The following is a 21,395-nucleotide window of genomic DNA, read 5'->3' as shown; positions in this document are numbered from 1 at the left end:
ATTTTTAATCGACGTAAGCAGTGCGAATTCCCCCGTATAGCCATTACGTAAACTATTCCGGTGTTCGCCTTAATGAGCACATTAAGTAGAGTTTCTTCGACACCATCGCCGAATTCCATCTAAACGCGACTCTCTCTGAGTTAAATACCGCATCCTGTAGCGATCCTAACGCTTGATCCTCATGGATTGCAGCCAACTTTACCCATGAAGCTAAGGCCGCTTGTCATAGGCCAGCAGAGAGCAACAAATTGGACGCTTCAAGACTTAAAGCGTCCGCGATCCTTATGACGTTGAGGATCGTCACATTGCGCTCTCCCCGTTCAACCTTTCCCATGTGCGATCGATCGATGCCACTAGCATCTGCGAGCGCCTCCTGAGACAGCGAAGCGTGCTTCCGCGCTGTCCGTATCGCGGCTCCGAGCGCCATAAGCCGGCCGTCCTTATCATGCTGCCCCGAGATGCGTGCCACAACTCAGAGGTCACCGCATCCGGCTTCTACGGCCACGGCATCTACGACCCATTTTTGTTGACGCCGAAGCAACGCCGGGTCATTGCGGCCCCTATTGTGCGTGGGAGCAGAGCTTGAAAATTAATGTTTTCTGGCTGACGGCAGTTGCAATTCTAGGTGCGCAAGCCGCTCAAGGCTCCGAGAAGTTTGATCTCGCATGCACGCTTGTCGATAGATCCGTAGTGATTGGAAGCGACATGCACGCTGACATGGACAGAGGCGTTACGCACTCCGTTCGCCTAAGTGTAGATGAAATGGCTGGGAAATGGTGCATACATATGCAACAAAAGCCATGCTATTCCTCTATGCCATTATCGGTAACATCAGCAACATTGCTTCTGCTCGGAATGGAACTGCCTGGCTATCAGACGGTCAGTTACGTCGAGCGTGTTACCGGCCGATGGCACCAACCATAAATAAAGGCGAATACACGTTGTTCGTGAACCACGATTGCGTGAAAGTGCCTTTCACAACGTTGCCTTCGACAAAGTTCTGACCTTGAAACACGGGCGGTATTATTGCCGCCATGTAAGGGCGGCAGCGGCCTACCCTTCGGGCCAGAGTGTCCATCCAGCCCAGTCCAAAGCGGCCCTGAGTTCGGGCTCGTGGGTGGTTGCGTTCATGATCTCTTGCATGCTGCGATCGTTGAGATCACGCTCGACCTCCCCATCGGAGTACACAATCTCTAACCTGCCGGTAGGGAAGCGCCTCGCGATCAGTCCGTTGAACTCTCGTTCGATGAATTCGCCGGCCTTCTCGCGACGTTGCCGGTCCAGCAAGTCCAAATGGCTGTCGAGCGAGCGGGTCGTCACGGGCGAAACGCCCACTTTCATGCGCTCGAAATTGTCCTGGCCCCGGGCAAGGTGGCATTTGTAGCAGGACCGATCCCGGGTGCGACGACGAAAACCGCCACACCGCCCGCAGGGGGCCTCCACAGTGATGTAGGAGGGCGCCCCTTCCATGAAAGCTGAGAACCGTTCCTCGCTTCTGACGCGCCTCCTGAGCGCCTCACGGAAGGCGGGGTCGGCGTGGCATAGGTCGCGCTGCCGCGCGTCCAGTTTGTCGGCACGGGGCTGGCGCTGATGGAGGGCGAAGCGCGGGTCGGATTGGCGGCCGACCGGGCGACGGGACGACGAGATGGAAAGCTCCTGTGTACAGATTGCTATAACTTACGTAAGTAAGTTTCTATGCGGGGCTCAGCAGCGCTTTCAACCCGTCTACGTTGAGCATGAACTTGCCTGCGTGAACCCGCCGATGGCCACCGCTGGTTTGGATCGGATGGCGCCTGCCCCCGACGATCACCGCATCCTCGGTAAACACGATTTTGCCATTGAATGACAACTTCTCTGCTTCGCCCGCATACAATGCCCGGAGCGCGAGCTTCACCTTGGAAAGGGTGCGGACTTGAGCATCGACAAGCCGAAAGCCGCGCGGTTCCAAAATCTCCCGAACGGCGCGGCGCGCGCGGGCGCCAAGCGGAGCCGTCAGAAGGCTTGGCGCAGCGTTGTAGCCGGGAACATCGGCGGAAAGTTTCGCTGCAAGCGCGGCATTGCTCAAATCTACGCTGTCTCGCTCCGTCAAGAAGAGGGCCACGGCTCGCCTCTCATATCCCGCGAAATCTTTCGGCCTCCGCTTCACCGCCGCGACACTGGCAAGGACGGTAACGGTGGATGCCCCCGGATGCTGTGATTTGTATTCCTTCACAGCCTGCCGCCCCCCCTTGTGGTAGGCGGCGGCAAGCTCCTTGCGGTAATCGGCGTTCAAAATTCGCCCCATGTGTCATGCTCGCGGGTGACCGGAAGCCCGCCAATGCGCGGGTGCCTGATCCGTGAGCGGGGTGGAAGGTCAAGCGAAGCCACTCGTTTACCCCGCGCAGTAACGCGACACGGTGGCTTTTGAGATGCCAAAATGAGCCATGGTTTGACTGATGCTCGCAGCGTTCGCTTTGCGCCACGCGGCTACCTCCTTGGCATCGGCGACCATCGGGCGACCAAGGCTGGTCTTTCCGCGATGGGTGAGGCCGGTAGAGGTCAAGGACGCTCTGGCGGCCGATCGACCGGCATCGCAGCGCTCCTTGATACGGGCACGCTCCATATCGGCAATCTGGGCCAGAACGGCGACGATCAATTCGCCGACGCCACGGCCGATCGGTCCAAGCCCATGCACATCGAGCGTAACGCCAGCATTGAGCAATTCACGAACAGTGGCCTGCACATCGAGAGCATCCCGCCCCAGCCGGTCCAGCGCAGCCACACAGAGCGTGTCGCCCTCGCGAAGGTACGCAAGGGCCTGAGCAAAGCCGGGACGCTGTGCGGCCATTGTGGCACCACTGACGCCCTCGTCCGTGAACTCCCGATCAAAGCCACCGCCCAGTGATCGGCGCTGCGCCTCGATACTCTGGCTGTCCGTCGATACGCGATAGTAGGCGATGCGGCTCACGCTTGATTCCCCTCACAAGGTATTTGGTCATTATGAGGCATCTCTCGTAAGGCCGTCAAGTATCTTTTGAGGCAGCCAAATGAGGACGATGAGGCCGCCTCACAACGTACAAGTTGTGATGTAACCTACCTACGGTTCCACGCTGGCCTAAGAAGGCAGATGAGCGTTCGCTCGACTGCTGAGATTCGTTGGGCATCATCAATCGCGAGCCAACGGGCCGAAACATTCTGAAGGATGTGGTCGCGACGGTGCGCCCGATCGGGAAACTCAATAAGGAAGGCTCGCTGGAGCGCGTGTCCATCGTCACCAGAGATGTGCTTGCGGAGCAGCCTATCCCGCAGTCCGCCGCTGCCCTTAGCCTCACCAACATACTTCACCTCACCGCCGACGAGAAACTGGTAAACACCATTCCCGCGAGGCGGCTGGGCTTCTCCCAGCAGGGCTACGGGCTGTTCCATGAGACTTCGCACATCCTCTGCGATCAATCGCAGCAGTTCATCCAACCCTGTCACCTTGCTCCATACCCGCTACCGTTAATTGGGAGCGGCGCGATAGCGAGCCACTGGACTGTGTAAAGCTGGGGGGGGGTAAAGGGGGGAAATGAGCTAGTGATCGCTCTGAAGTGTCATCTCGCACGACAACGCGAAAATCAGGTCGACAGGCCGCATGTCAGATTGATCGCTTATGGCCACGCCCCTACGGCGTACAGCAGCATAGAGGGGGCCAATGACCAAACTTTCCCAGCAGGCGCTGGAGCGGCATCTTTGGGGTGCGGCCGACATCCTTAGGGGCACGGTCGATGCCGCTGATTACAAGCAGTATGTCTTCGGCCTGCTATTCTACAAACGGCTCTGCGACGTGTGGGAAGAGGAATATGAGGCGCTGCTTGCCGAGACGGGCGACAGGCTGGAAGCGGCCGACCCCGACGAACATCGCTTTCATATTCCGCCCGAACATCGGTGGGAGGCGGTCCGGCAGCAATCCACGCTGATCGGCCAGCGGCTGAACAATGCGTTGAACGCGATCGAAGATGCCAACCTTCGGCTACGCGGTGTGTTCGGCGATGTGGACTTCGCCAATCAGGATCGGTTCTCCGACGCCCTCCTGGAAAAGCTGCTCGCCCATTTCGAGAAGCACCGGCTACGCAACGCCGACGTGCCCGCCGACATGCTGGGCGACGCCTACCTCTACCTCATCAAGATGTTCGCCGAGGGGGCGGGCAAAAAGGGCGGCGAGTTTTATACGCCCCGCTCGATCGTTCGCCTCATGGTCGAGATCGTCGAGCCGCGCCCCGGCATGTCGATCTACGACCCGACCTGTGGCTCAGGCGGCATGTTGCTGGAGGCGGTCCAGTATCTGAAAGATCGGGGAGAGAACGCACGCAGCCTGTCGCTCTATGGGCAGGAGAAGAACTTCGCGACGTGGGGCATCGCCGAGATCAACCTGTTCCTGCACGACGTGGACGATGCCTTCATCGCCAAGGGCGACACCATCCTGTCACCGAAGCGATATGACCCCAAGGCGCGTGAGTTCACCGAAGGCGTCGGCGCTTATGACCGCTGCTGGCCAACCCGCCCTTCTCGGAGAAGGTGTGGGGCTACGAGGTCTGGCAGAAAGGCGACCCGTTCGGGCGCGACGAATATGGATGCCCGCCCAAGAGCTATGGCGACCTTGCCTTCGTCCAGCACATGCTCGCCAGCCTCAAGGATGGGGGCGTGCTGGCGGTGGTGGTGCCGCATGGTGTGTTGTTCCGTGGCGGGGCCGAGGGGCGCATCAGGGAGGCCATGCTGGCCGCAGACGTGATCGAGGCGGTGGTGGGGCTTGCCCCGAACCTGTTCTACGGAGCGGGCATCCCTGCCGCCCTGCTGATCTGCCACAAGAAGAAGCCCGCCGACCGGCGCGGCAAGGTGCTGATCGTGAACGGCGATGCTACCTACACGCCCGGCAAGGCGCAGAACTTCCTGACAGACGACCATATCCGCGCGCTGGCCGACGCCGTCCACGGCTTTGCCGACATCGACAAGCTGGCCCGCATGGTGCCGGTGGACGAGATCGCCGCCAACGGCCACAATCTCAACATCAGCCGCTATGTCCAGACCGGGGCGGATGCCGAGGCGGTCGATGTCGCGGCGGAAGTCGCCAAGCTGCAAGACCTGATCGCCCAGCGCAATGAGGCCGAAGCCGTGATGTTCGGCCATCTCCGGAGGCTCCGCTATGTCGAGTGAGGTGGCGGAACTGGAACGGGCGGTGACTGGCCCTCCAACCGATTGGCGACAAGTCATGCTCAGTAAGGTTGTCCGCATTATCACCGATGGTATTTCGTCGGCAGACCTTGCTGCACTCCCGGAGATCCATCACTACTCACTGCCCGCGTTCGACGAGCGCGCAGGGCCGGAGGTTGTTCCCGGCGAGGCCATCAAGAGCAACAAGACCGTTGTTCCCGACGATTGCGTGCTGTTCAGTAAGCTCAACCCACGCATCCCGCGCATCTGGCGCGTGCGCGGCGACGCACCGTCGCACTCGTATTGCTCGACCGAGTTTTGGCCGCTGGTGGCGCAGGGCAGTGGCATCGATCTCGACTACCTGACCCAATACCTATCCAGCGCAGCCTTCCTCGGCCATCGCGACATCACACCGTCCTCCAGCACGAACAGTCACCAGCGCGTTGACCGTAAGGCGTTTGAGCGGTTCGAGTTTGCCCTCCCTCCACTCGACGAGCAGCGGCGAATCGCCGAGGTGCTGCGGTCGGTGGATGAGGCGATTGCGGCAACGAACGCGGTCGCAACATCTATGCTGTGTGCCAGTAAGACAATGCGACACGAACTTCTCAACGTTGCGCCCGACGGGACGACCAACGACCTACCACCCGGCTGGACTGTTGCATCTCTTGAGCGTCTAGCAAGGATCGAGCGCGGTAAGTTCTCGATCCGGCCCCGCAACGATCCTCGATACTTCGGCGGTTCAACCCCGTTCATCCAGACCGGGGACATTACCGCTGCTGGCGATTACATCACGCGACATACGCAGACGTTGAATGAACTTGGCGTTGGGGTCAGCCGGGTCTTTGCAGCGGGCACCATCATGACCACCATCGCGGCCAACATCGGCGACTTCGCCATCGCGTCCTATCAGGTAGCCTGCCCGGATAGTGTCGTGGGCATTGAGGCAAACGCCGATGTGGATCCGTTCTGGCTCTATTCTGTGCTAACTTGCTTCAAGGCCGCGCTGGACCGAGCGGCAACGCAGAACGCGCAGAAGAACATCAACCTCCAGACACTGCGTCCTCTGCAAGTCCCTGTGCCACCGCCCGCTTTGATGATCGAATTGGCCGAGACCTTAGCGGCTGCGGCTGGTGGAGCCTTGCACACTAAGGCGTCCGCCACGAACCTGACGGCGATGAAGCAGTCCCTCATGGCCGACCTTCTGTCCGGCCGCGTTCGGATTCCCGCATGAGCGAGTATCGCCTTGCCGAGAAGCCCGCGCTCGATGCGCTGGTGGCGATGGGCTGGCAGGCGCTGTCGCCAGCCGCCACCTTGGCGATGCGGGTGGAAGAGAACCGTGTCATCCTCAAGCCAGTGCTGATCGCGGCGCTGCGCGACCTCAATGGCATTGGCGAGGCCGACGCCGAGGCGATCTACGCCGATCTTGCCACCCTGTCCGACAACGAGGATTGGCAGAGGAAGCTGCGCGGCGGCTATTCGCGCCGCCTCTCCGGCGAGAACCGCGATAGCCCGATCACGCTGATCGACTTCAAGAAGCCCTCTCGCAACCAGTTCCACGTCACCCGCCAGTTCCGCGTCGCCGCCCAGCGCCCGCGCATCCCCGACGCGGTGCTGTTCGTGAACGGCATCCCGCTGGTGGTGATCGAGGCCAAGTCGCCGCTGAAAACCACGGCGCGGGCCGAGGAAGCCTTCGAGCAGATCAAGCAGTATGAACGCGACATCCCGCGCCTGTTCGCGCCCAACGCCTTCAACATCGTCACCGATGGCATGGCGACGCTCTATGGCGCGACCGGCAGCCCGGCACAGTTCTTTGCCCCGTGGCGCGATGCTTGGCCCCGCACTGCCGCCGACTTCCCCTACGATCTGTCAAAAGACCTCTGGTGCCTGTGCGAGCCGTCGCGCCTGCTCGACCTGCTGGCGCACTTCATCGTGTTCGAGGTTGATCCGGAAACTGGGCGCAAGATCAAGAAGGTCTGCCGTTATCAGCAGTTTCGCGCGGTCAACAAGGCCGTGCAAAGGGTTGCAACCGGCGAGCACCGCAAGGGCTTGATCTGGCACACGCAGGGCAGCGGCAAGAGCCTGACGATGGTGTTCCTCGCGTTCAAGCTGAAAACCCACCTGACGCTCGACGCGCCCAGCCTCGCCAACCCCAACATCCTCGTGCTGACCGACCGGATCGACCTCGACGATCAGATCAGCAAGACCTTTGTCGCCTGCGGCCTGCCCAACCCGGCGCAGTGCGGATCGGTGGCGGCGCTGCGCGAGGCGGTGAACCGGGGCGGCAACGGGCAAATCCTGCTCTCGACGATTTTCAAGTTTGCTGGGTCGAAGGAAGCCATCCCCAACTCCTCCAACTGGATCGTGCTGGTGGACGAGTGCCACCGCACGCAAGAAAAGGATTTGGGCGCGTATCTGCAAGCGACGCTGCCCGACGCGCATTTCTACGGCTTCACCGGCACCCCGATCAAATCGACCGACAAGGACACTTACGCCCGGTTCAGCGTCGCCGGGGAAGGCTATCTCGACAAATATGGCATCGACGATGCGGTGCGCGACGGTGCTACCGTCCCGATCCTTTACGAAGGCCGCAAGGCCGATTGGGCGATCAACGAGGCCGAGATCGACATCCTGTTCGATCGCTGGTTTGTCGATCTGCCGGACGAGAAGCGGGAGGCGTTGAAGCGCAAGGGGCTGACCGTCGCCACGCTTGCCAAGCACCCCGAGCGCATCCGCCTGATCGCCTTGGACATCTGGGAGCACTTCAAGCAGGTGTGCCAGCCGGACGGCTTCAAGGCGCAGATCGTGGCGGTCGATCGCGAGGCCGTGATCCTATATCGCGCCGCGCTGTCCGCCGCCATCGCCGCCGATCTGGCGCGGGCTGGTGCGGACACCGATACGGCCACCGCGCAGGCCGACGCGATGATTGCTTGCGTCTATTCCTCCAGTCAAGAGGATAATAAGCCCTCCGAGATTGCCGAGGTGCAGGCGCTGCGCGACGGGCTGGAAGCTCATTATCTGGACGCGGCGAGCGAGAAGGACGCCAAGCGGCGGTTCAAGGTGGCGGGGCAAGACCCGCAGTTCCTGATCGTCTGCGACAAGCTGCTGACCGGGTTCGATGCCCCGATCGAGCACGTCATGTATCTCGACAAGCCGCTCAAGGAGCACAACCTGCTCCAAGCGATTGCGCGGACCAACCGCACCTGTTCGGTCAAGCTGGCAAACGGCGCGGAGATCGAGAAGCCCAATGGCCGCATCGTCGATTATATCGGCGTGACCGGCCATCTCGACGAGGCGTTGAAGTCCTACCGCGCCGATGATGTCGAAAACGCGATGCGCGACATCGCCGTGCTGCGGAACGACCTCAAGGAAGCGCATGCGCGCTATCGCGCCCAGAAGCGGGCCATGGAGCTGGAGGGGATGGGCGAGAAGGCGGCAGCCTATGCCGCTGCCGCAATCGCCGCCGACGGCCGGGAGGACGAATGGTTCGACCTCCAGCGGCTCACCCGCATCTTCATCAAGGTCTATGGCGATCTCTCGCCCGATCCCGCGATCCTAGATTTCACGGCCGAAGTGAAGTGGGCGGCGGCGTTCCTGCGCCTCGCGACGCAGGCCATCGCCAAGGATGAGAGCCTCGACCACCGCAGTTACAGCGGCAAGATCAGGGACATGCTCGAAACGCACGTCCACGTGACCGGGCTGTCCACCACCATCCGCCTGCGCAACATCACCGACCCGAACTTCGCCGACGATTTCGTGACCGAGGAGAAATCGGATGAGGAGTTGCAGGAGGCTTTCGTGCGCAAGTCCGCCGAGCTTCGCCGGGTGACCCGCGAACTAGTGGACAAGAACCCGGCGCAGTACGGTCGCTTTTCCGAGCGGGTGCTAGAGATCATTCGCCGCTTCGAGGCCGGACAGATCGCCGCTGCCGATGGCTTGGCCGACTTCGAGGGCCTGACCGGCGACATTCGGGCGGAGCAAGGCGTGCACGCGGAGCTTGGGATGGGCGAAAACGCCTTTTCGATACTGCGCATCATGGAGGCCGCAGCGCCCGAGAACTCCCACGAAACTCTAAGAATTGCCGCCGTCGCGATCGATGCTGTCTATGCCGACGCCGCCGCCACGCAGCCGGCATTCGCACATATGGAAGCCTATCTGCGATCCCTGCGCCAACTGGTACGGCGCATTCTTGCCGAGCACTGCATCGGCGAAACGAGGCCAATCCGGGAGAAGGTCGAAGAGTTCGCGATCCACAGTTACGGGGGCGGCGCGGTCTGATGCCTATCGTCCGTATTGGAAAGCACAGGATCACCTATGAGCTTCGCCGCAGCGCCTTCGCCACGGAGAGACGTATAACCGTTACGCCCGGTCAGGTCGAAGTCTTAGCCCTGACAGCCGACGATGAAGACGATATAGCTGGTTTCCTTAATCGCAAGCGTCAGTGGCTGTTCAACGCCGTCCGCGACATGGAGCAGGTAGAGGCAAGCCGCCACGCCGTTCCGCGCTTTATGACTGGCTCAAAGATCCTTTATCGCGGCCGGAAGGTTAGACTCGTGGTTCGCCCTACCGATGCCGGGCGAGCCACCGTTTCTTATCGAAATGGATTTATCGTCGACTTGCCAGATTGGAGCGAAAAGGATCCGGATCGCCTCGTTGCTAGCGAACTCAAGTTTTGGCTCAAGGCGCGCGCTCGTCGGGATGTGAAACAACTAGTTGCAGCAATTGGCGGCCGTCTGGAGATGAGGCCCGCGTCAGTGCGAGTTACAGACATGGTTGCGGGCTGGGGATCATGCGGCGCTGCCGGCAACCTTCTAGTGAACTGGCATCTCATCTTCGCACCCAAACGGGTAATGGAATATGTCGTCGCCCACGAACTCGCACACCTTAAAAGGCGGACGCATGACGAGCAATTCTGGGCGATCGTCAGGAAACTGATGCCCAACTTCGAGCCGGCGAGGCATTGGCTGGATGCGCACGGGGCCACCCTCTCGTCGGCTTTTCTCACGCCTACCCTCACGCTGGAAATTTCTTCCGAACTGGCGCATTCTAATCTTGACTGAACCTTGCTGCCAGATGAATGGCACAGTGTTCATACTGAACGCCGGGGGGTATATGTTCAAATCTGTTGTCGCGCTCACTGCGAGCGCGGTCGTTGTCACGTCGTTATACGCTGCCGCGCCTGTTATTCAGCCAGTACAGATAGGCGCAGAGACAGTACGATTTGTCCAAGGCGTGCCCACGCTTGACCTCCAGATGCCGACCGGCGCCGTTCAGATTACGCCGCTAGGTTTCGATCATGGCGGAATAACCTTCGGCATTGCGGTTCTTAACAACAGCGATCATCCAAGCAACATTGGCGTGGAAAACGTGAGCGTCGTGTCCGACAATCAGCCGGTGCTTGTCTTTACCGCCCAGCAGCTTCAACAAAAAGCTAAGAACCGCGCTATGTGGGCGACTATTGCTTTGGCGGCTGCCGGCGGTCTTGCCACAGCCGCATCTGCAAACCAGCGCACGCACTATAATGCAGTGACGACTTCACCATGGGGCACAGTCGCCACGCAGGTTAGCTACCGTTCGACCGCTGACGAACTACAGACTGCTGCTCTGGCTGCGGGAACAGCGGCTTCCATCGTCGCGGTACAGAATAAGCTGGATCATACGATGCAAGCGATTGGCAGCGGTGTGGTACAGACGACCACTGTGGCGCCCGGAGACAGCTATGCGGGTCGGATCGCTCTCGACAAAGTGAAAGGCAAAGTGCCGTTCCGTGTTGTCGTCACCGTGGATTGGAATGGCGCAAAGTATCCGTTTCAGTGGCAGGTGGCCCCTGCCGGAACGCCAGCGCCAGTGTTTGCAGCCCTGACGCCGGCCACGCCCCCACCGGTAGCTCCGGTTGCTGCTTCGACGGTGCAGAACGCACCGGCGGCTCTGCCGGCCAGCGCAGCACCTGCGGTGATTCAGTCTGCGCCTCAAGCGCCAGCACCTGCCGCCAAGGCTATCCCTGCGGCAGCCGTTAAAGTGACCGCTTAATCGGCGTCGAGATCGGCGCGAGTTGCCGGGCTCAACACTTCACCGCTACTCGCGCCGACAGTTTTGACGGGGAACCGAGGTATCCGTCCGATAGCGTCCGCCATCGTCTTGAGCGGCACACTGCCATAGGTCCGTCCAATACTTTTCGCCGAATGCCCTTGGATGGCATCTGCGATCCGCTCTGGCATTTCTGTAGCCATCGCAAGGGTCTTGAAAGTGTGCCGCCACCCATGGTTCGGTTGGAGGCCGGTGTCAGTGATGCCCACATCTTCACGCACCCAAGCGGCCAGACGCTCGCCCACTTTCTTAAAGTGCCGATTGCCCTCGCGCTCGACCCGACGCCGGCCGGGATTATAGAATAGCGGCCCATCGCCCGTTGCCTTGGCTACAGCGGGAAAGCCCTGCTCAATCAAATGCGGATGGAGCGGCACTATACGCGCTGCGTTAGCCTTTACTGTGCCGGCCTCTGGGGTGATGCGTATCGTCCAGATGCCTTCGATCTCCTGCACGTCAGCGCCGCGAAGCTGGCTCATCTCGTTGACGCGCGCGCCTGTGTAGGCGCAGAGCCAGGGTATCCAGCGGCGAGCGAGGACCGTTTCAGCGGTGATGCCGTCCTGCGCCAGCAGCGTCGCGGCCAGAATTGCTTGCGCCTCAGCCGTCGTAAAATTGCGGTCCCGAAGTTTAGCCTGTCGGGGCACGCGCACCACCACGGATGATGCGACATTCTCCTTAAGCTTGCGACGACCTACCGCCCAACCGAGTGTGGCATTGACGGCAGCGAGATAGCTTCCTTTGACGGTCCGTGCATTCCTCTTGGTGCCGCGCTTGGTCGTCTCACTCAAAAGTTGATCGACCCACCGATAAAGGTCATCGGTCGTCATACGAGCGGCATCGTCATGCCCCAAAAACTCGATCAGCCCGACCATGTGGGCACGCCACCCGATCCGGGTAGCCGGCTTGATCTTTTGTTCAGCGGCGTAGGCATCGAAAATTTCCAAAAGGGGAACCTGCTGCTGTTCGTCACCCCTGTCGCTCTGGCGCGTGCGCCTACGCGAAGCGAACCGCCCGGTTTGGGGCGTGGCGTAATCCGGCAACGGCGATCGAGCTTGGAACGCCTCCGCAACCTCCTCCCGTTCTTCCATAATGTCTTTCAGGATGGCGTGAAAGGGCGGCAGATCGGCCGTGGAGAAGCGCCGAGCATGCTCCTCCATCTCCTCGCGCATGCGCTGCCGTGCTTCTCGGCGTGCTTGCCGCCGCACCTCAGCGGCGCGAGCCACCTCCACAAGCTCAGCGTTGATCGCTGAGGCACGTTCCTGCTCTTCACGGATGATTGCCGCATCGGCATCGGTTTGCTTCTGTGAAACCGTTTCCGGGGCTTCCCGAGCGTTGCCGGCTATAACAGCCTGCGCCTCGACTATCTGCCGCTCAATCTCGATCGTGTGAGCCGGAATGAGGCGCTTGGCGACTTCCCGGTCCTTCGTGCCGAGCGAAATTTTCCAGACCTCCCGCACGCCGCCAGTCTTGGTGCGGAAGTGCCCCACCAAATCCTGTGGGACGCCCTTCTTGAAATAGTAGGTCGATCCGACCTTATCGAGATAAGTGCACATAGCCTGAGGCTCCTGTTACATATGTAACAGACACCTGTAAAAATTGGCTGTTTTCCGGTGTTTTCCCAAGCATTTCAACTGCTTAGGAAGACTGGTGCCCAGAAGAGGAAACTTATCGGCCTCTAACGAGCGGATTTCAAAGCGCGATTTCCACCGCACTCTCGCTAAGATACACATTAGCAGACACGAAGGGCCCCGCAACCCTCGGGCCTCCAAGCGAAAAAACGAAAAACCTTCGGAAATGCTTTGTGGAACCGTATCCAAAGGTCGAGCCCGGACGTGAGCTTACGGACAGCCTGTTCCGGCGGTCCCGTCGGACGCAACACTTGCCCCCTCACGAAAGGCGAGACCCGAGCGCCGGGCCTTGCCAAGCCGAAGTCCTGCGGAACAAGGTCTCGTCTCAGACCTCAGAGAAAGCCCATCGCAAAGTCCCCGCAAGGCCGAGCGCAGCTGTCGCAACCGCAGGACGGAGAAGCGTCGGGGTGCGCTTCAGGCCGTGCATCCGGCGGGCCCATTCCGGCAGCAGATCCACGGCTGCCTGCGCCGTCACGGCATACAGCGGGATCGCAAGCGGGTTGTCCGGCCGATGCTCCAGTACGAGCCGTGCAACCTCACACGCTCGTTGGTCGGCGCACAGCGAGGCGCGCATGCCGCCGATCAGCTCAAGCGCGGCCGCCCGTGAGGTGGGCACCGGATCCGCACCAACCGCGATGGCCACGCGGGAGAACTCGGCGAAGTATCGATCCTGCTGCGCAGCCGACAGAGGTCGATCGCCGTAGCGCTGCCAGGCATCGAGGAAGCACGTCGCCTCGCTAACATGCACCCATGCGAGCAGCGCCGGATCATCCGCCCGGTAGGGCGTGCCGTCGGGCAGCACGCCGGCGACATTGCCGTGGACGCTGCGCACCCGCTTGATCGCCGCCTCGGCCAACGGGCGATCGCCATACGTCGTGAGCGCAATGAAGCGCGCCGTCCTGCGCAGGCGCCCGATCATATCGGTCCGGAAGTTGGAGTGATCCCACACACCCGCCAGAACGGCAGGATGCAGCATTTGGAGCAGCAGCGCGGAAACCCCTCCGACCATCATCGACGTCACGTCGCCGTGAACGCGCCAGACAACTGACCTAGGTTCAAAGAGCGCGTCCATGCTTCGCTGGACGGGTTCCTTCCCGCGCTGCTGGTCGTTGAAGAGCGCGCGTACGCGCGCGACGATCGCGCGCTTGGCGATCGCTCCGATGCCTGAGGTCGAATTCAGTTCAGGGCGCGGCAGGTGCCGCGCCGGGCGAGAAGCATCGTTCACGTATTCAGTTCCGCGGCGAGAAGCTCCGGCGCGGGTTCGCGCTCGAGCTGCTCCATTCGGCACTGGTCGGGTCGCTTGTCGGGACGCCAGCGCTGCAGCTTGGTGCCGTGTCGGAAGCGATCGTCGGTGACCTGGTCGTAACCGACCTGCACGACCAGCTCGGGTCTCAATGGCTGCCACTCGGACGATCGCTCCGTCGCCCAACGGCTCGGTCCACCGGGCGCCTTTCCGGTGAACCCTGGAGGCTCGACCAGACTCTCCAACCGAGCGGTCAGCTCGGCCACGTCCTCGCCCGCGAAACCCGAAGTGAAGCCGACGCGGTTCAGCCTGCCCTCTTCGTCGTAAAGACCGAGAAGCAGCGAGCCGACCTCCTTCGAGCCGGATGCGTAGCGGAAACCTCCGACGACGCAGTCCGCCTCGCGAACCCGTTTGACCTTGAGCATCGCCCGCTCGCCCGGACGATACGGCGCGTCGATCTCCTTCGCGATCACGCCGTCGAGCGCATCGGTCTGATCGAACCACGTGCAGGCCAGGTAGCGATCCTGCGTCCGGGGAGACAGTTTCAGGCGAACCTCCCCTTCCGCCTCATAGAACTTCTCGAGGATCGACCGGCGTTCGGCGAGCGGCAGCTCCCGGCGGTCCTTGCCGTCGAAGAGGCAGTCGAACAGGACGAGTTCGGCGGGCGTCTCACCGGAGAGCCGCGCGATGCGGCTGGCCGCCGGATGCAACCGCGCCTGCAGTGCGCCGAACGAGAGGCGCCGATCCACCGGCACGACCATCTCGCCATCGAGCACAAAGCGGTTTCTACCCGATCGGCGGAGCATTTGCGCTACTTCTGGAAAGAAACGCTCCAACGGCTTGCCGGACTTGCTCATGAGGCGGACGTCGTCGCCATCGCGGAAGGCCAGGCAGCGGAAGCCATCCCACTTCGGTTCGAACTGCCAGCCACCGCCGGTGGGAAGCTCGTCCACGCGCTTCGCCTCCATCGGCGCGAGATCGAAAGGGATGGGAAGCAAGGCCGGCAATCCTCATGCATCATTTGCCACCGAGCGATAACGCGGCGGAGCGCAAAAACGACGAAGCGGTGCAATCGTGGACCTGTCGCGCTTCTGAGCGTTCAGCCCCCGTGGCACACTCCAAGCAGAACCTCCCGACCAAGATCTGCGTCGCGTGCGAGCGCCCCTTCACCTGGCGTAAGAAATGGGAGCGCGACTGGGAGAACGTTAAGTATTGCTCCGACCGATGCCGGGGGCGGTCAAAGTCCAGACCCGAATAGAAGACAGGCGGCCAAAGCTCGGATCATCCAGTCACTTGTCGAGCTTCGCTGCGTTCCTGTCGGCCCAGGTCTTGCCCTCGTCTCCGCCCCAAAGCAGCCACGCAATGTAGCCGGCCGACGGATCGGTGCTCGATCCCCACTCATGGGTCTTGCCGTCCTTGTCGACGCCATGCCGTGCGAAGTAGCTGTGCATCGACTTCACGTCCGCCTCGGAGACTTCGTTCCGGTTCGACAGCTGATGGGCGCGCCGGACGCCGACCTCCGTGCCTCCACGTCCGAACTTCTCGCGGAGCTTGAGACCCTTCTTGGCGTTCGCGGCCATCTTCAGGGTCGGCTTGAATGTCGTCGCCATGATCAGCCCTTCTTCAAGGTGCTCGACTTGTGGGCAGCGCGCTTGCCTTCGTCGGTCTCGACGATGAACTCGGGATTTTCCTTCGACGCGGCGACCTTGTGCGTCTTGATCTTGGTTGGGCTGGTCGCCTTCTTCACCACTTTCCCGTGCGCCTCGCCTCCGGAGCTGGACCAGCTCACTTTGTCGCCGACCTTTGGATCCTTCTTCATCGTGCTCTCCTCGGCCGCTCAACGCGGAATCGAAGTGTGGGGTTGCGACACGGCGACACTCGCCGCGACAGCCATCTCACCCCATATGGTTCACATGACGATGCATCGCATCCGGGTGATCGACCTGGAGACTACCGGCTCCCGGCCGCCCGCGCACGACGTCTGCGAGATCGGCTGGCAGGACGTCGTCCTCGGCGGTGATGGCCGCTGGCTCGTGAATGAGGAGCGTGGGGCAATCTTGGTGAATCCGGGCAGGCCCATTCCGCCGGTGACGATGGCGGTGCACCACATCATTGATCAAGACGTGGCGGGCGCTCCGTTCTGGCGCGATGCTGCTCCGCCGGTCCTGAAGCCTGAGGGCGGAACGCTCGGGCTTGCCGCGCATCGAGCCTCGTTCGAGCAGCGCTTCTGCACGCCCCAGCTCTCAGGAGGGGCGCCCTGGATCTGCACGTGGAAGTGCGCGCTTCGGCTGTGGCCCGGTAGCCCCAGCTTCTCCAACCAAGTGCTGCGCTACTGGCGTATGCCGGAGGGCCTGGATCGAAATACCGGACTGCCCGTGCACCGCGCGATGCCCGACGCCTACGTCACGGCGCATCATCTGCGCGACATGCTGAACGCAGCGTCGGTCGAGCAATTGCTCGAATGGAGCGATCTTCCCGGCCTTCTGCCGCGCGTGCCGGCGGGCGCGGACCGTGGCCGCGGGTGGGATGAGCTTGACGACGAGGCGTTGCGGCGCCTTGCAGCGGATCGCGACGAAGACGTCCGCTATTCGGCCGAGACAGAGGTTAGGCGACGGCAAAATCAGGCTGCCCCGGAGGCAGAGCGTCCAAGGCAGGGTGTCTTGATCTGATCCGACGAGTCTTTCCAGACGGCCCTCAACCGCCCGACTCCGGGACGACCGGACCACCCAAAACCGAACGCGTCGTGATCGCGCAGTCGACAGCCATTTCTTTGATGTTGTTCCGAAACCTGCGCCTCGTCTGAGATGTTTAGATAGTCTTGCGCTCGCGAAGGAATACTCGGTATGAAGGAAACGACGCGCCGTCAGGCTTTAGGGGCGGCCACTCTGGGCGCAGCAGCGGCGGCACTAGCGGCTCCCGCTTCAGCTGAAGGCGCCGCTTCGGCCGCGTCGCGCGGCGGCAAGACCGACCCGCGAAACAGATATCCCAAGCCCCCTTTCAAGTCGCAGTCCCAGCCGTGGCCAGGCCTCGCCAGTAAGATGGACCCGCGTCCCGACCATGGCGAGAGCACCTATGTCGGGAGCGGTCGGCTCAACGGCCGCAAGGCGTTGATCACCGGCGGCGACAGCGGAATGGGACGCGCCGCCGCGATCGCGTACGCCCGCGAGGGCGCCGACGTCGCGATCAACTATTTACCCGAGGAAGAGCCCGATGCGCGCGAGGTCATCGATCTCATCCGCCGAGCGGGGCGGAAGGCAGTGGCCATCCCGGGCGACATCCGCACCGCCGCGTTCTGCAAGGAGCTCGTCGCCAAGGCCGTCAGCGGGCTCGGCGGCCTCGACATCCTGGTCTGCAATGCGGCGCGACAGCAGTCGATCCCCTCGATCCTCGACGTCACGGACGAGGAATTCGACCGGACGATGAAGACCAACATCTACGGGCCGTTCTGGATTATCCGCGCCGCAGTCCCGCACCTTGAGCCTGGATCGGCAATTATCGGGACCGCTTCGGAGCAGGCCTATAACCCCGACGGCGACCTCTATGCCTATGCGCAGACCAAGGCGGCGACGATGAACTACGTCAAGAGCCTCGCCAAGCAGCTCGGGCCGAAGGGCATCCGCGTCAACGGTGTCGCGCCGGGACCGATATGGACGCCGCTTCAGATTTCGGGGGGCGCCAGCCAGGGGAAGCTGGTGACCTTCGGCGCTACCGCGCCGCTTGGACGGCCTGGCCAACCTGCCGAGCTTGCCGGCATCTACGTGCGGCTCGCGGAGGACGACGGGAGCTACACGACCGGCAATATATACGGCGCGGGCGGCGGTCAGGGACAGCCATGACCGGTTTGCGATCCAAGGGTCTGGCACTCGCAACGACCGCGGTCGCCGCCTTGACCGCGGCGAATGCCGTAGCGCCGGAGTCCCGCGCAACGCGGGAATATGTGAACGCGGCTGCGCAATCGGACGCATTCGAGCGGCTGGAGGCGACGACGGCTCTGGCGCTCAGCAAGAGCGGAGCTGTTCGCGCCTTCGCGACAAGGATGCTGTCCGAACATGAGGATTCGACTCAGAAGCTGGCTAAGGCGGTGTCGCTAGCTGGCCTGGAGCCGCCCCAGCCCGGCATCAGTGGCGACCAGTCGGCCTTTCTCGCCGCGCTTCAGAGCGCGCGAGGAGACGCGTTCGATCGTCTGTACGCGCGACACCAAGCCCTGGTGCATCGCGCGGCGCTAGCTACGCAGGAGGGCTATGCTGCAGAAGGCGATGTGCCGACGCTGAAGGGGCTCGCGACCGATACGGTGACGATGGTCCGAAATCACATCACCGGCGCCGATCAGTTGGTCGCCAGCGTCGGCAGCGATTGAATCCTTCATCCTAGGAACGGCTCGCCAGGCGCTGACGTTCTTAGATCCAGACTCTTTCATCGGAATTCCGACCATGGCGCAGAACGCGATCACGCTGCTCAAAGCCGACCATCGCAAGGTGGAGGACCTTTTCTCCGACTACGAGAATGCAGAAGGTGCCGCTGCCAAGCGCAAGCTGGCCGAGCGCATATGTCTCGAGCTGACCGTTCACACGCAGATCGAGGAGGAGATTTTCTACCCCGCCTGCAAAGGCAAGGTCGAAGACGATCTGCTGGACGAGAGTTTCGTAGAGCACGACGGCGCAAAGGTGCTGATCGCAGAGATCGAAGGCGGCAAGCCCAGCGACGCCTTCTACGATGCCAAGGTCACGGTGCTCGCCGAGCAGATCAAGCACCACGTCCACGAAGAAGAAGCGTTTCTCAAGGGTCTGTTCTCGCAGGCCAAGCGCAGCGACATCGACCTAGACGCGCTGGGCGACGAACTCGCGGCTCGGAAGAAAGAGCTCACGGCGAGCTATAAGAAGAAGCTGCCGAAGCCGGAGACCTCGACGTTCGGAACGGTGAAGGTTTGAGCGGATCCGCACCGATCGTCGATGGCGTATTGTTCGATATCGACGGGACGCTGATCGACAGCAATGACCTTCACGTGAAAGCTTGGGATCGCGCGTTTCGCGAGCACGGCCACAACGTGTCCGCCGATGCGATCCTCGGCCAGATCGGCAAGGGTGGCGACAAGCTGGTGCCTGCGCTCCTCCCGGATATAGATGAAGCCGAGCAGAAGAAAATTGATGACCGGCACGGCGCCATTTTCAAGGCCGAATACCTCAATGAAGCTCGCCCCTTTCCGCGTGCGAGCGATCTTCTCCGGCGCGTCCATGCCGATGGTCGGAAAGTGGTTTTGGCATCCTCGGCGAAGAAAGCTGAGCTCGACCATTACGTGAAGCTGCTGGGCGTAGCGGACGTCATCGACGCAGCGACCAGCATCGACGACGTCGACCAGTCCAAGCCAGCGCCGGACATCTTCGCGACCGCGCTTGAAAAGGCGAACGTCGCCGCCGATCGAGCGCTGGTGATCGGGGATACGGTCTGGGACATAGAGGCTGCGAAGAAAAACGGCATTCCAACGCTTGGCCTGTTGTCAGGCGGAATCCTGGGCTCCGCACTCCGCCAGGCGGGCGCTATTGTCGTCTATGCCGATGTCGCCTCGGTGTTCGACGACTATGCCAGACTAATGCCCCGCGCTGACTGAACCAGGCGAAGCACTCAGTCTCTGGTTCGCTGACGCCACGACGGCATCTCGCCTGCCAACGTTGAAGGGTTCTCGGCAACGTCGTCCAAAACGTGCGTGAACGCGCTAGCCAAACGCTCCGCCAGTGACCCGACCACATCGTCTCCGCAAGCAGTGCCAAAGCGCCGAAGCGACGCGATTTCATCCGCCAGCAGCGAAAGGGTCGGGATCATGGACTTCCAGATTTCCATTATCGAATGTTCGCCGACGAGGAGGCGTCCATACGGGGCCTCCTCTCGACGTCACATGTGTGCGAGCATCCCGGCATGCATCTCGACGACCGGCACGATCTCTGCCGCCGTTGCCTTCAGATGTGGCGCGCTGCCGTGCATCGAATAGTCCTTCATCAGAGCGAGAGCGTCTTCATGCGCCGCCTTCTGCTGCTTGATGTAAAGATCATCCTTGGTCTTGCCCGCAGGCACCGCCTTCAACGCCGTGATGTCGGTGCGCTGGCCGACCGTCAGGGACGGCGCCTTGACCATCAGGTGATCGGCCTTCGCCGAAGCCTTGACCATCGTCGTGCTCTTGGTGTGCGCGGCGATCATCGCCCGAGCGAACTTGGCGACGGCCGGGTTCTTCGAGGTCGTCATCAGCTTGGCGGAATCGACCTCGAACGTGTCCGAAGCGCCGGCCTTCTCGACGAATTCCGAAGGCTTGGGCGTATCGGCGAAGGCGGCGGTGGCGAGAAGCGCGAAAGCCGCGCCTGCGAATAGCTTACCAGTCATTAGTCTCTCCTGTTGTTTCATTGCCCAACGCTGGCCGAAGGTGATCGTTCAGCTGCCGAAATGGTCGTGGGCGCCATCACCCAATGAACTGGATCAGATCCTGGTTCAGGCGATCCGGCACGGTGGCGTGCAGCCCATGCGGCTCGCCATCATATTCGACGAGCGTGGCGCCCGAGATCCCCTTGGCGGCGGCGCGACCGGCGGCGTCGATCGGCACGACCTTGTCGGACGTGCCGTGGATCACCAGGGTCGGGACCGTGAAGGACGCCAGATCGGGGCGGAAGTCGGTCTTGCCGAAGGCGTCGACACAGTTGAGCGTCGCCTTGGGGCTCGCCATCACGGCGAGGATGAAGGTCCAGTCGAGCAATTCCTTGCTGACCGGGCTCGAGACCAGGCCGACGCCATAAAATTGCTTGGCGAAACTGCCGAGGAAGGCGAAGCGGTCCTTGCGGATCTGCTCCTTCATATCCTCGAAGACGCTCTGATCGACGCCGTCAGGATTGTCGTCGGTCTTGAGCAAATACGGCACGACCGACGAGACGAGCGCGACCTTGGCGATGCGCGCGGCACCATGTCGCGAAAGGTAGCGCGCGATCTCGCCGCCACCCATCGAGAAGCCCACCAGCGTGGCACCCGACACGTCGAGCCCATCGAGGACGGCGGCAAGGTCGTCGGCGAACGTGTCATAGTCGTAGCCCAACAGCGGATGGCCCGACTGACCGAATCCCCGGCGATCGTAGGTGATCACGCGGTAGCCGGACTCCAGAAGCGCCAGCGTCTGATATTCGAACATATCGCCGGTCAGCGGCCAGCCGTGGATGAGAACCACGGGCCGACCAGTTCCCGATTCTTTCACATGCAGCTTCGTCCCGTCTTTTGCGTCGATCGTTGGCACTCTCGTTCTC

Annotated in this window: 24 protein-coding genes and 1 pseudogene; 13 read left to right on the top strand and 12 right to left on the bottom strand. The window is 61.8% G+C overall.

The window, feature by feature from the left end; translation table 11 throughout:
* Positions 1–223 precede the first annotated feature (223 nt).
* The 4 genes from K8P63_RS06450 to K8P63_RS06435 all read right to left on the bottom strand — a co-directional run bounded on the left by K8P63_RS06450 (position 224) and on the right by K8P63_RS06435 (position 2,947).
* Positions 224–427 carry a helix-turn-helix domain-containing protein gene (locus K8P63_RS06450; protein WP_223798992.1) on the bottom strand — a complete coding sequence of 68 codons (204 nt, stop codon included), beginning with the start codon at positions 425–427 and terminating at the stop codon, positions 224–226.
* Between the two features lie 626 nt (positions 428–1,053).
* Positions 1,054–1,320, bottom strand: coding sequence for a hypothetical protein (locus K8P63_RS06445; protein ID WP_223798991.1), 267 nt, complete (start codon positions 1,318–1,320; stop codon positions 1,054–1,056).
* Positions 1,321–1,693: 373 nt separating this feature from the next.
* The gene (locus K8P63_RS06440; protein WP_223798990.1) at positions 1,694–2,272 is read right to left on the bottom strand and encodes a hypothetical protein; all 579 of its coding nucleotides are present in this window, start codon (positions 2,270–2,272) and stop codon (positions 1,694–1,696) included.
* 99 nt (positions 2,273–2,371) lie between these two features.
* A complete protein-coding gene (locus K8P63_RS06435; RefSeq protein ID WP_223798989.1) occupies positions 2,372–2,947 on the bottom strand; it encodes a recombinase family protein in 576 nt (191 codons plus the stop codon).
* Between the two features lie 188 nt (positions 2,948–3,135).
* Here K8P63_RS06435 and K8P63_RS06430 point away from each other — a divergent pair, with 188 nt between their 5' ends.
* The 7 genes and pseudogenes from K8P63_RS06430 (at position 3,136) to K8P63_RS06405 (ending at position 11,196) form a co-directional block, all read left to right on the top strand.
* A complete protein-coding gene (locus K8P63_RS06430; RefSeq protein WP_223798988.1) occupies positions 3,136–3,522 on the top strand; it encodes a hypothetical protein in 387 nt (128 codons plus the stop codon).
* 151 nt (positions 3,523–3,673) lie between these two features.
* A pseudogene (locus K8P63_RS20770) lies at positions 3,674–4,399 on the top strand (type I restriction-modification system subunit M); the annotation flags it as partial.
* A gap of 137 nt (positions 4,400–4,536) precedes the next feature.
* Positions 4,537–5,172 carry an SAM-dependent methyltransferase gene (locus K8P63_RS20765; RefSeq protein ID WP_263282701.1) on the top strand — a complete coding sequence of 212 codons (636 nt, stop codon included), beginning with the start codon at positions 4,537–4,539 and terminating at the stop codon, positions 5,170–5,172.
* A 55-nt stretch (positions 5,173–5,227) separates the two neighbouring features.
* Complete coding sequence (locus K8P63_RS06420) at positions 5,228–6,400, top strand: restriction endonuclease subunit S (protein WP_223798987.1); 1,173 nt, start codon at positions 5,228–5,230, stop codon at positions 6,398–6,400.
* The gene (locus tag K8P63_RS06415; protein WP_223798986.1) at positions 6,397–9,444 is read left to right on the top strand and encodes a type I restriction endonuclease subunit R; all 3,048 of its coding nucleotides are present in this window, start codon (positions 6,397–6,399) and stop codon (positions 9,442–9,444) included. The genes K8P63_RS06420 and K8P63_RS06415 overlap by 4 nt, the downstream gene beginning before the upstream one ends.
* On the top strand, positions 9,444–10,226 hold the full coding sequence (locus K8P63_RS06410) for a M48 family metallopeptidase (protein ID WP_223798985.1): 783 nt from the start codon (positions 9,444–9,446) through the stop codon (positions 10,224–10,226). Before K8P63_RS06415 ends, K8P63_RS06410 begins: the two co-directional genes overlap by 1 nt.
* A gap of 52 nt (positions 10,227–10,278) precedes the next feature.
* On the top strand, positions 10,279–11,196 hold the full coding sequence (locus tag K8P63_RS06405; RefSeq protein ID WP_223798984.1) for a hypothetical protein: 918 nt from the start codon (positions 10,279–10,281) through the stop codon (positions 11,194–11,196).
* Here the strand turns inward: K8P63_RS06405 and K8P63_RS06400 are convergent.
* From K8P63_RS06400 to K8P63_RS06390, 3 genes are all read right to left on the bottom strand, one after another.
* Positions 11,193–12,803 carry a site-specific integrase gene (locus K8P63_RS06400; RefSeq protein ID WP_223798983.1) on the bottom strand — a complete coding sequence of 537 codons (1,611 nt, stop codon included), beginning with the start codon at positions 12,801–12,803 and terminating at the stop codon, positions 11,193–11,195. The two genes, K8P63_RS06405 and K8P63_RS06400, sit on opposite strands and share 4 nt — an antisense overlap.
* Before the next feature lie 400 nt (positions 12,804–13,203).
* Positions 13,204–14,103, bottom strand: coding sequence for an oxygenase MpaB family protein (locus K8P63_RS06395; RefSeq protein ID WP_317629355.1), 900 nt, complete (start codon positions 14,101–14,103; stop codon positions 13,204–13,206).
* Positions 14,100–15,074: an ATP-dependent DNA ligase gene (locus K8P63_RS06390; protein ID WP_263282700.1), complete on the bottom strand. Its 975-nt coding sequence runs from the start codon at positions 15,072–15,074 to the stop codon at positions 14,100–14,102. The genes K8P63_RS06395 and K8P63_RS06390 overlap by 4 nt, the downstream gene beginning before the upstream one ends.
* A 155-nt stretch (positions 15,075–15,229) precedes the next feature.
* On the opposite strand from K8P63_RS06390, the gene K8P63_RS06385 reads away from it, so the two are divergent.
* The gene (locus K8P63_RS06385) at positions 15,230–15,379 is read left to right on the top strand and encodes a DUF2256 domain-containing protein (protein ID WP_223799759.1); all 150 of its coding nucleotides are present in this window, start codon (positions 15,230–15,232) and stop codon (positions 15,377–15,379) included.
* A gap of 31 nt (positions 15,380–15,410) precedes the next feature.
* Here K8P63_RS06385 and K8P63_RS06380 read toward each other — a convergent pair whose 3' ends face one another.
* Complete coding sequence (locus K8P63_RS06380; RefSeq protein ID WP_223798981.1) at positions 15,411–15,731, bottom strand: hypothetical protein; 321 nt, start codon at positions 15,729–15,731, stop codon at positions 15,411–15,413.
* 2 nt (positions 15,732–15,733) lie between these two features.
* Positions 15,734–15,940 (bottom strand): hypervirulence associated TUDOR domain-containing protein, encoded by a 207-nt coding sequence (locus tag K8P63_RS06375; protein WP_223798980.1) that lies wholly within the window; start codon positions 15,938–15,940, stop codon positions 15,734–15,736.
* A 94-nt stretch (positions 15,941–16,034) separates the two neighbouring features.
* On the opposite strand from K8P63_RS06375, the gene K8P63_RS06370 reads away from it, so the two are divergent.
* From K8P63_RS06370 to K8P63_RS06350, 5 genes are all read left to right on the top strand, one after another.
* A complete protein-coding gene (locus K8P63_RS06370) occupies positions 16,035–16,790 on the top strand; it encodes an exonuclease domain-containing protein (protein ID WP_223798979.1) in 756 nt (251 codons plus the stop codon).
* A gap of 174 nt (positions 16,791–16,964) precedes the next feature.
* Positions 16,965–17,957: an SDR family oxidoreductase gene (locus K8P63_RS06365; protein ID WP_317629354.1), complete on the top strand. Its 993-nt coding sequence runs from the start codon at positions 16,965–16,967 to the stop codon at positions 17,955–17,957.
* A gap of 101 nt (positions 17,958–18,058) precedes the next feature.
* Positions 18,059–18,478 carry a DUF4142 domain-containing protein gene (locus K8P63_RS06360; RefSeq protein WP_263282699.1) on the top strand — a complete coding sequence of 140 codons (420 nt, stop codon included), beginning with the start codon at positions 18,059–18,061 and terminating at the stop codon, positions 18,476–18,478.
* 73 nt (positions 18,479–18,551) lie between these two features.
* Positions 18,552–19,049, top strand: coding sequence for a hemerythrin domain-containing protein (locus tag K8P63_RS06355; RefSeq protein WP_223798977.1), 498 nt, complete (start codon positions 18,552–18,554; stop codon positions 19,047–19,049).
* A gap of 29 nt (positions 19,050–19,078) precedes the next feature.
* Positions 19,079–19,726 carry an HAD family hydrolase gene (locus K8P63_RS06350; protein ID WP_263282698.1) on the top strand — a complete coding sequence of 216 codons (648 nt, stop codon included), beginning with the start codon at positions 19,079–19,081 and terminating at the stop codon, positions 19,724–19,726.
* 14 nt (positions 19,727–19,740) lie between these two features.
* Here the strand turns inward: K8P63_RS06350 and K8P63_RS06345 are convergent, their stop codons facing one another.
* The 3 genes from K8P63_RS06345 to K8P63_RS06335 form a co-directional block, all read right to left on the bottom strand.
* Entirely contained in the window at positions 19,741–19,956 is a 216-nt protein-coding gene (locus K8P63_RS06345) for a hypothetical protein (protein ID WP_223798975.1), read from the bottom strand.
* Positions 19,957–20,007: 51 nt separating this feature from the next.
* Positions 20,008–20,490: a DUF4142 domain-containing protein gene (locus K8P63_RS06340; RefSeq protein ID WP_223798974.1), complete on the bottom strand. Its 483-nt coding sequence runs from the start codon at positions 20,488–20,490 to the stop codon at positions 20,008–20,010.
* A gap of 76 nt (positions 20,491–20,566) precedes the next feature.
* A complete protein-coding gene (locus K8P63_RS06335) occupies positions 20,567–21,385 on the bottom strand; it encodes an alpha/beta fold hydrolase (protein ID WP_223798973.1) in 819 nt (272 codons plus the stop codon).
* Positions 21,386–21,395 lie beyond the last annotated feature (10 nt).

The sequence above is a fragment of the Sphingomonas nostoxanthinifaciens genome, from assembly GCF_019930585.1.
Classification (GTDB): domain Bacteria; phylum Pseudomonadota; class Alphaproteobacteria; order Sphingomonadales; family Sphingomonadaceae; genus Sphingomonas_I; species Sphingomonas_I nostoxanthinifaciens.
Note: the sequence above shows the minus strand (reverse complement) of the source record. Positions and strands in the feature narration are given on the sequence as shown.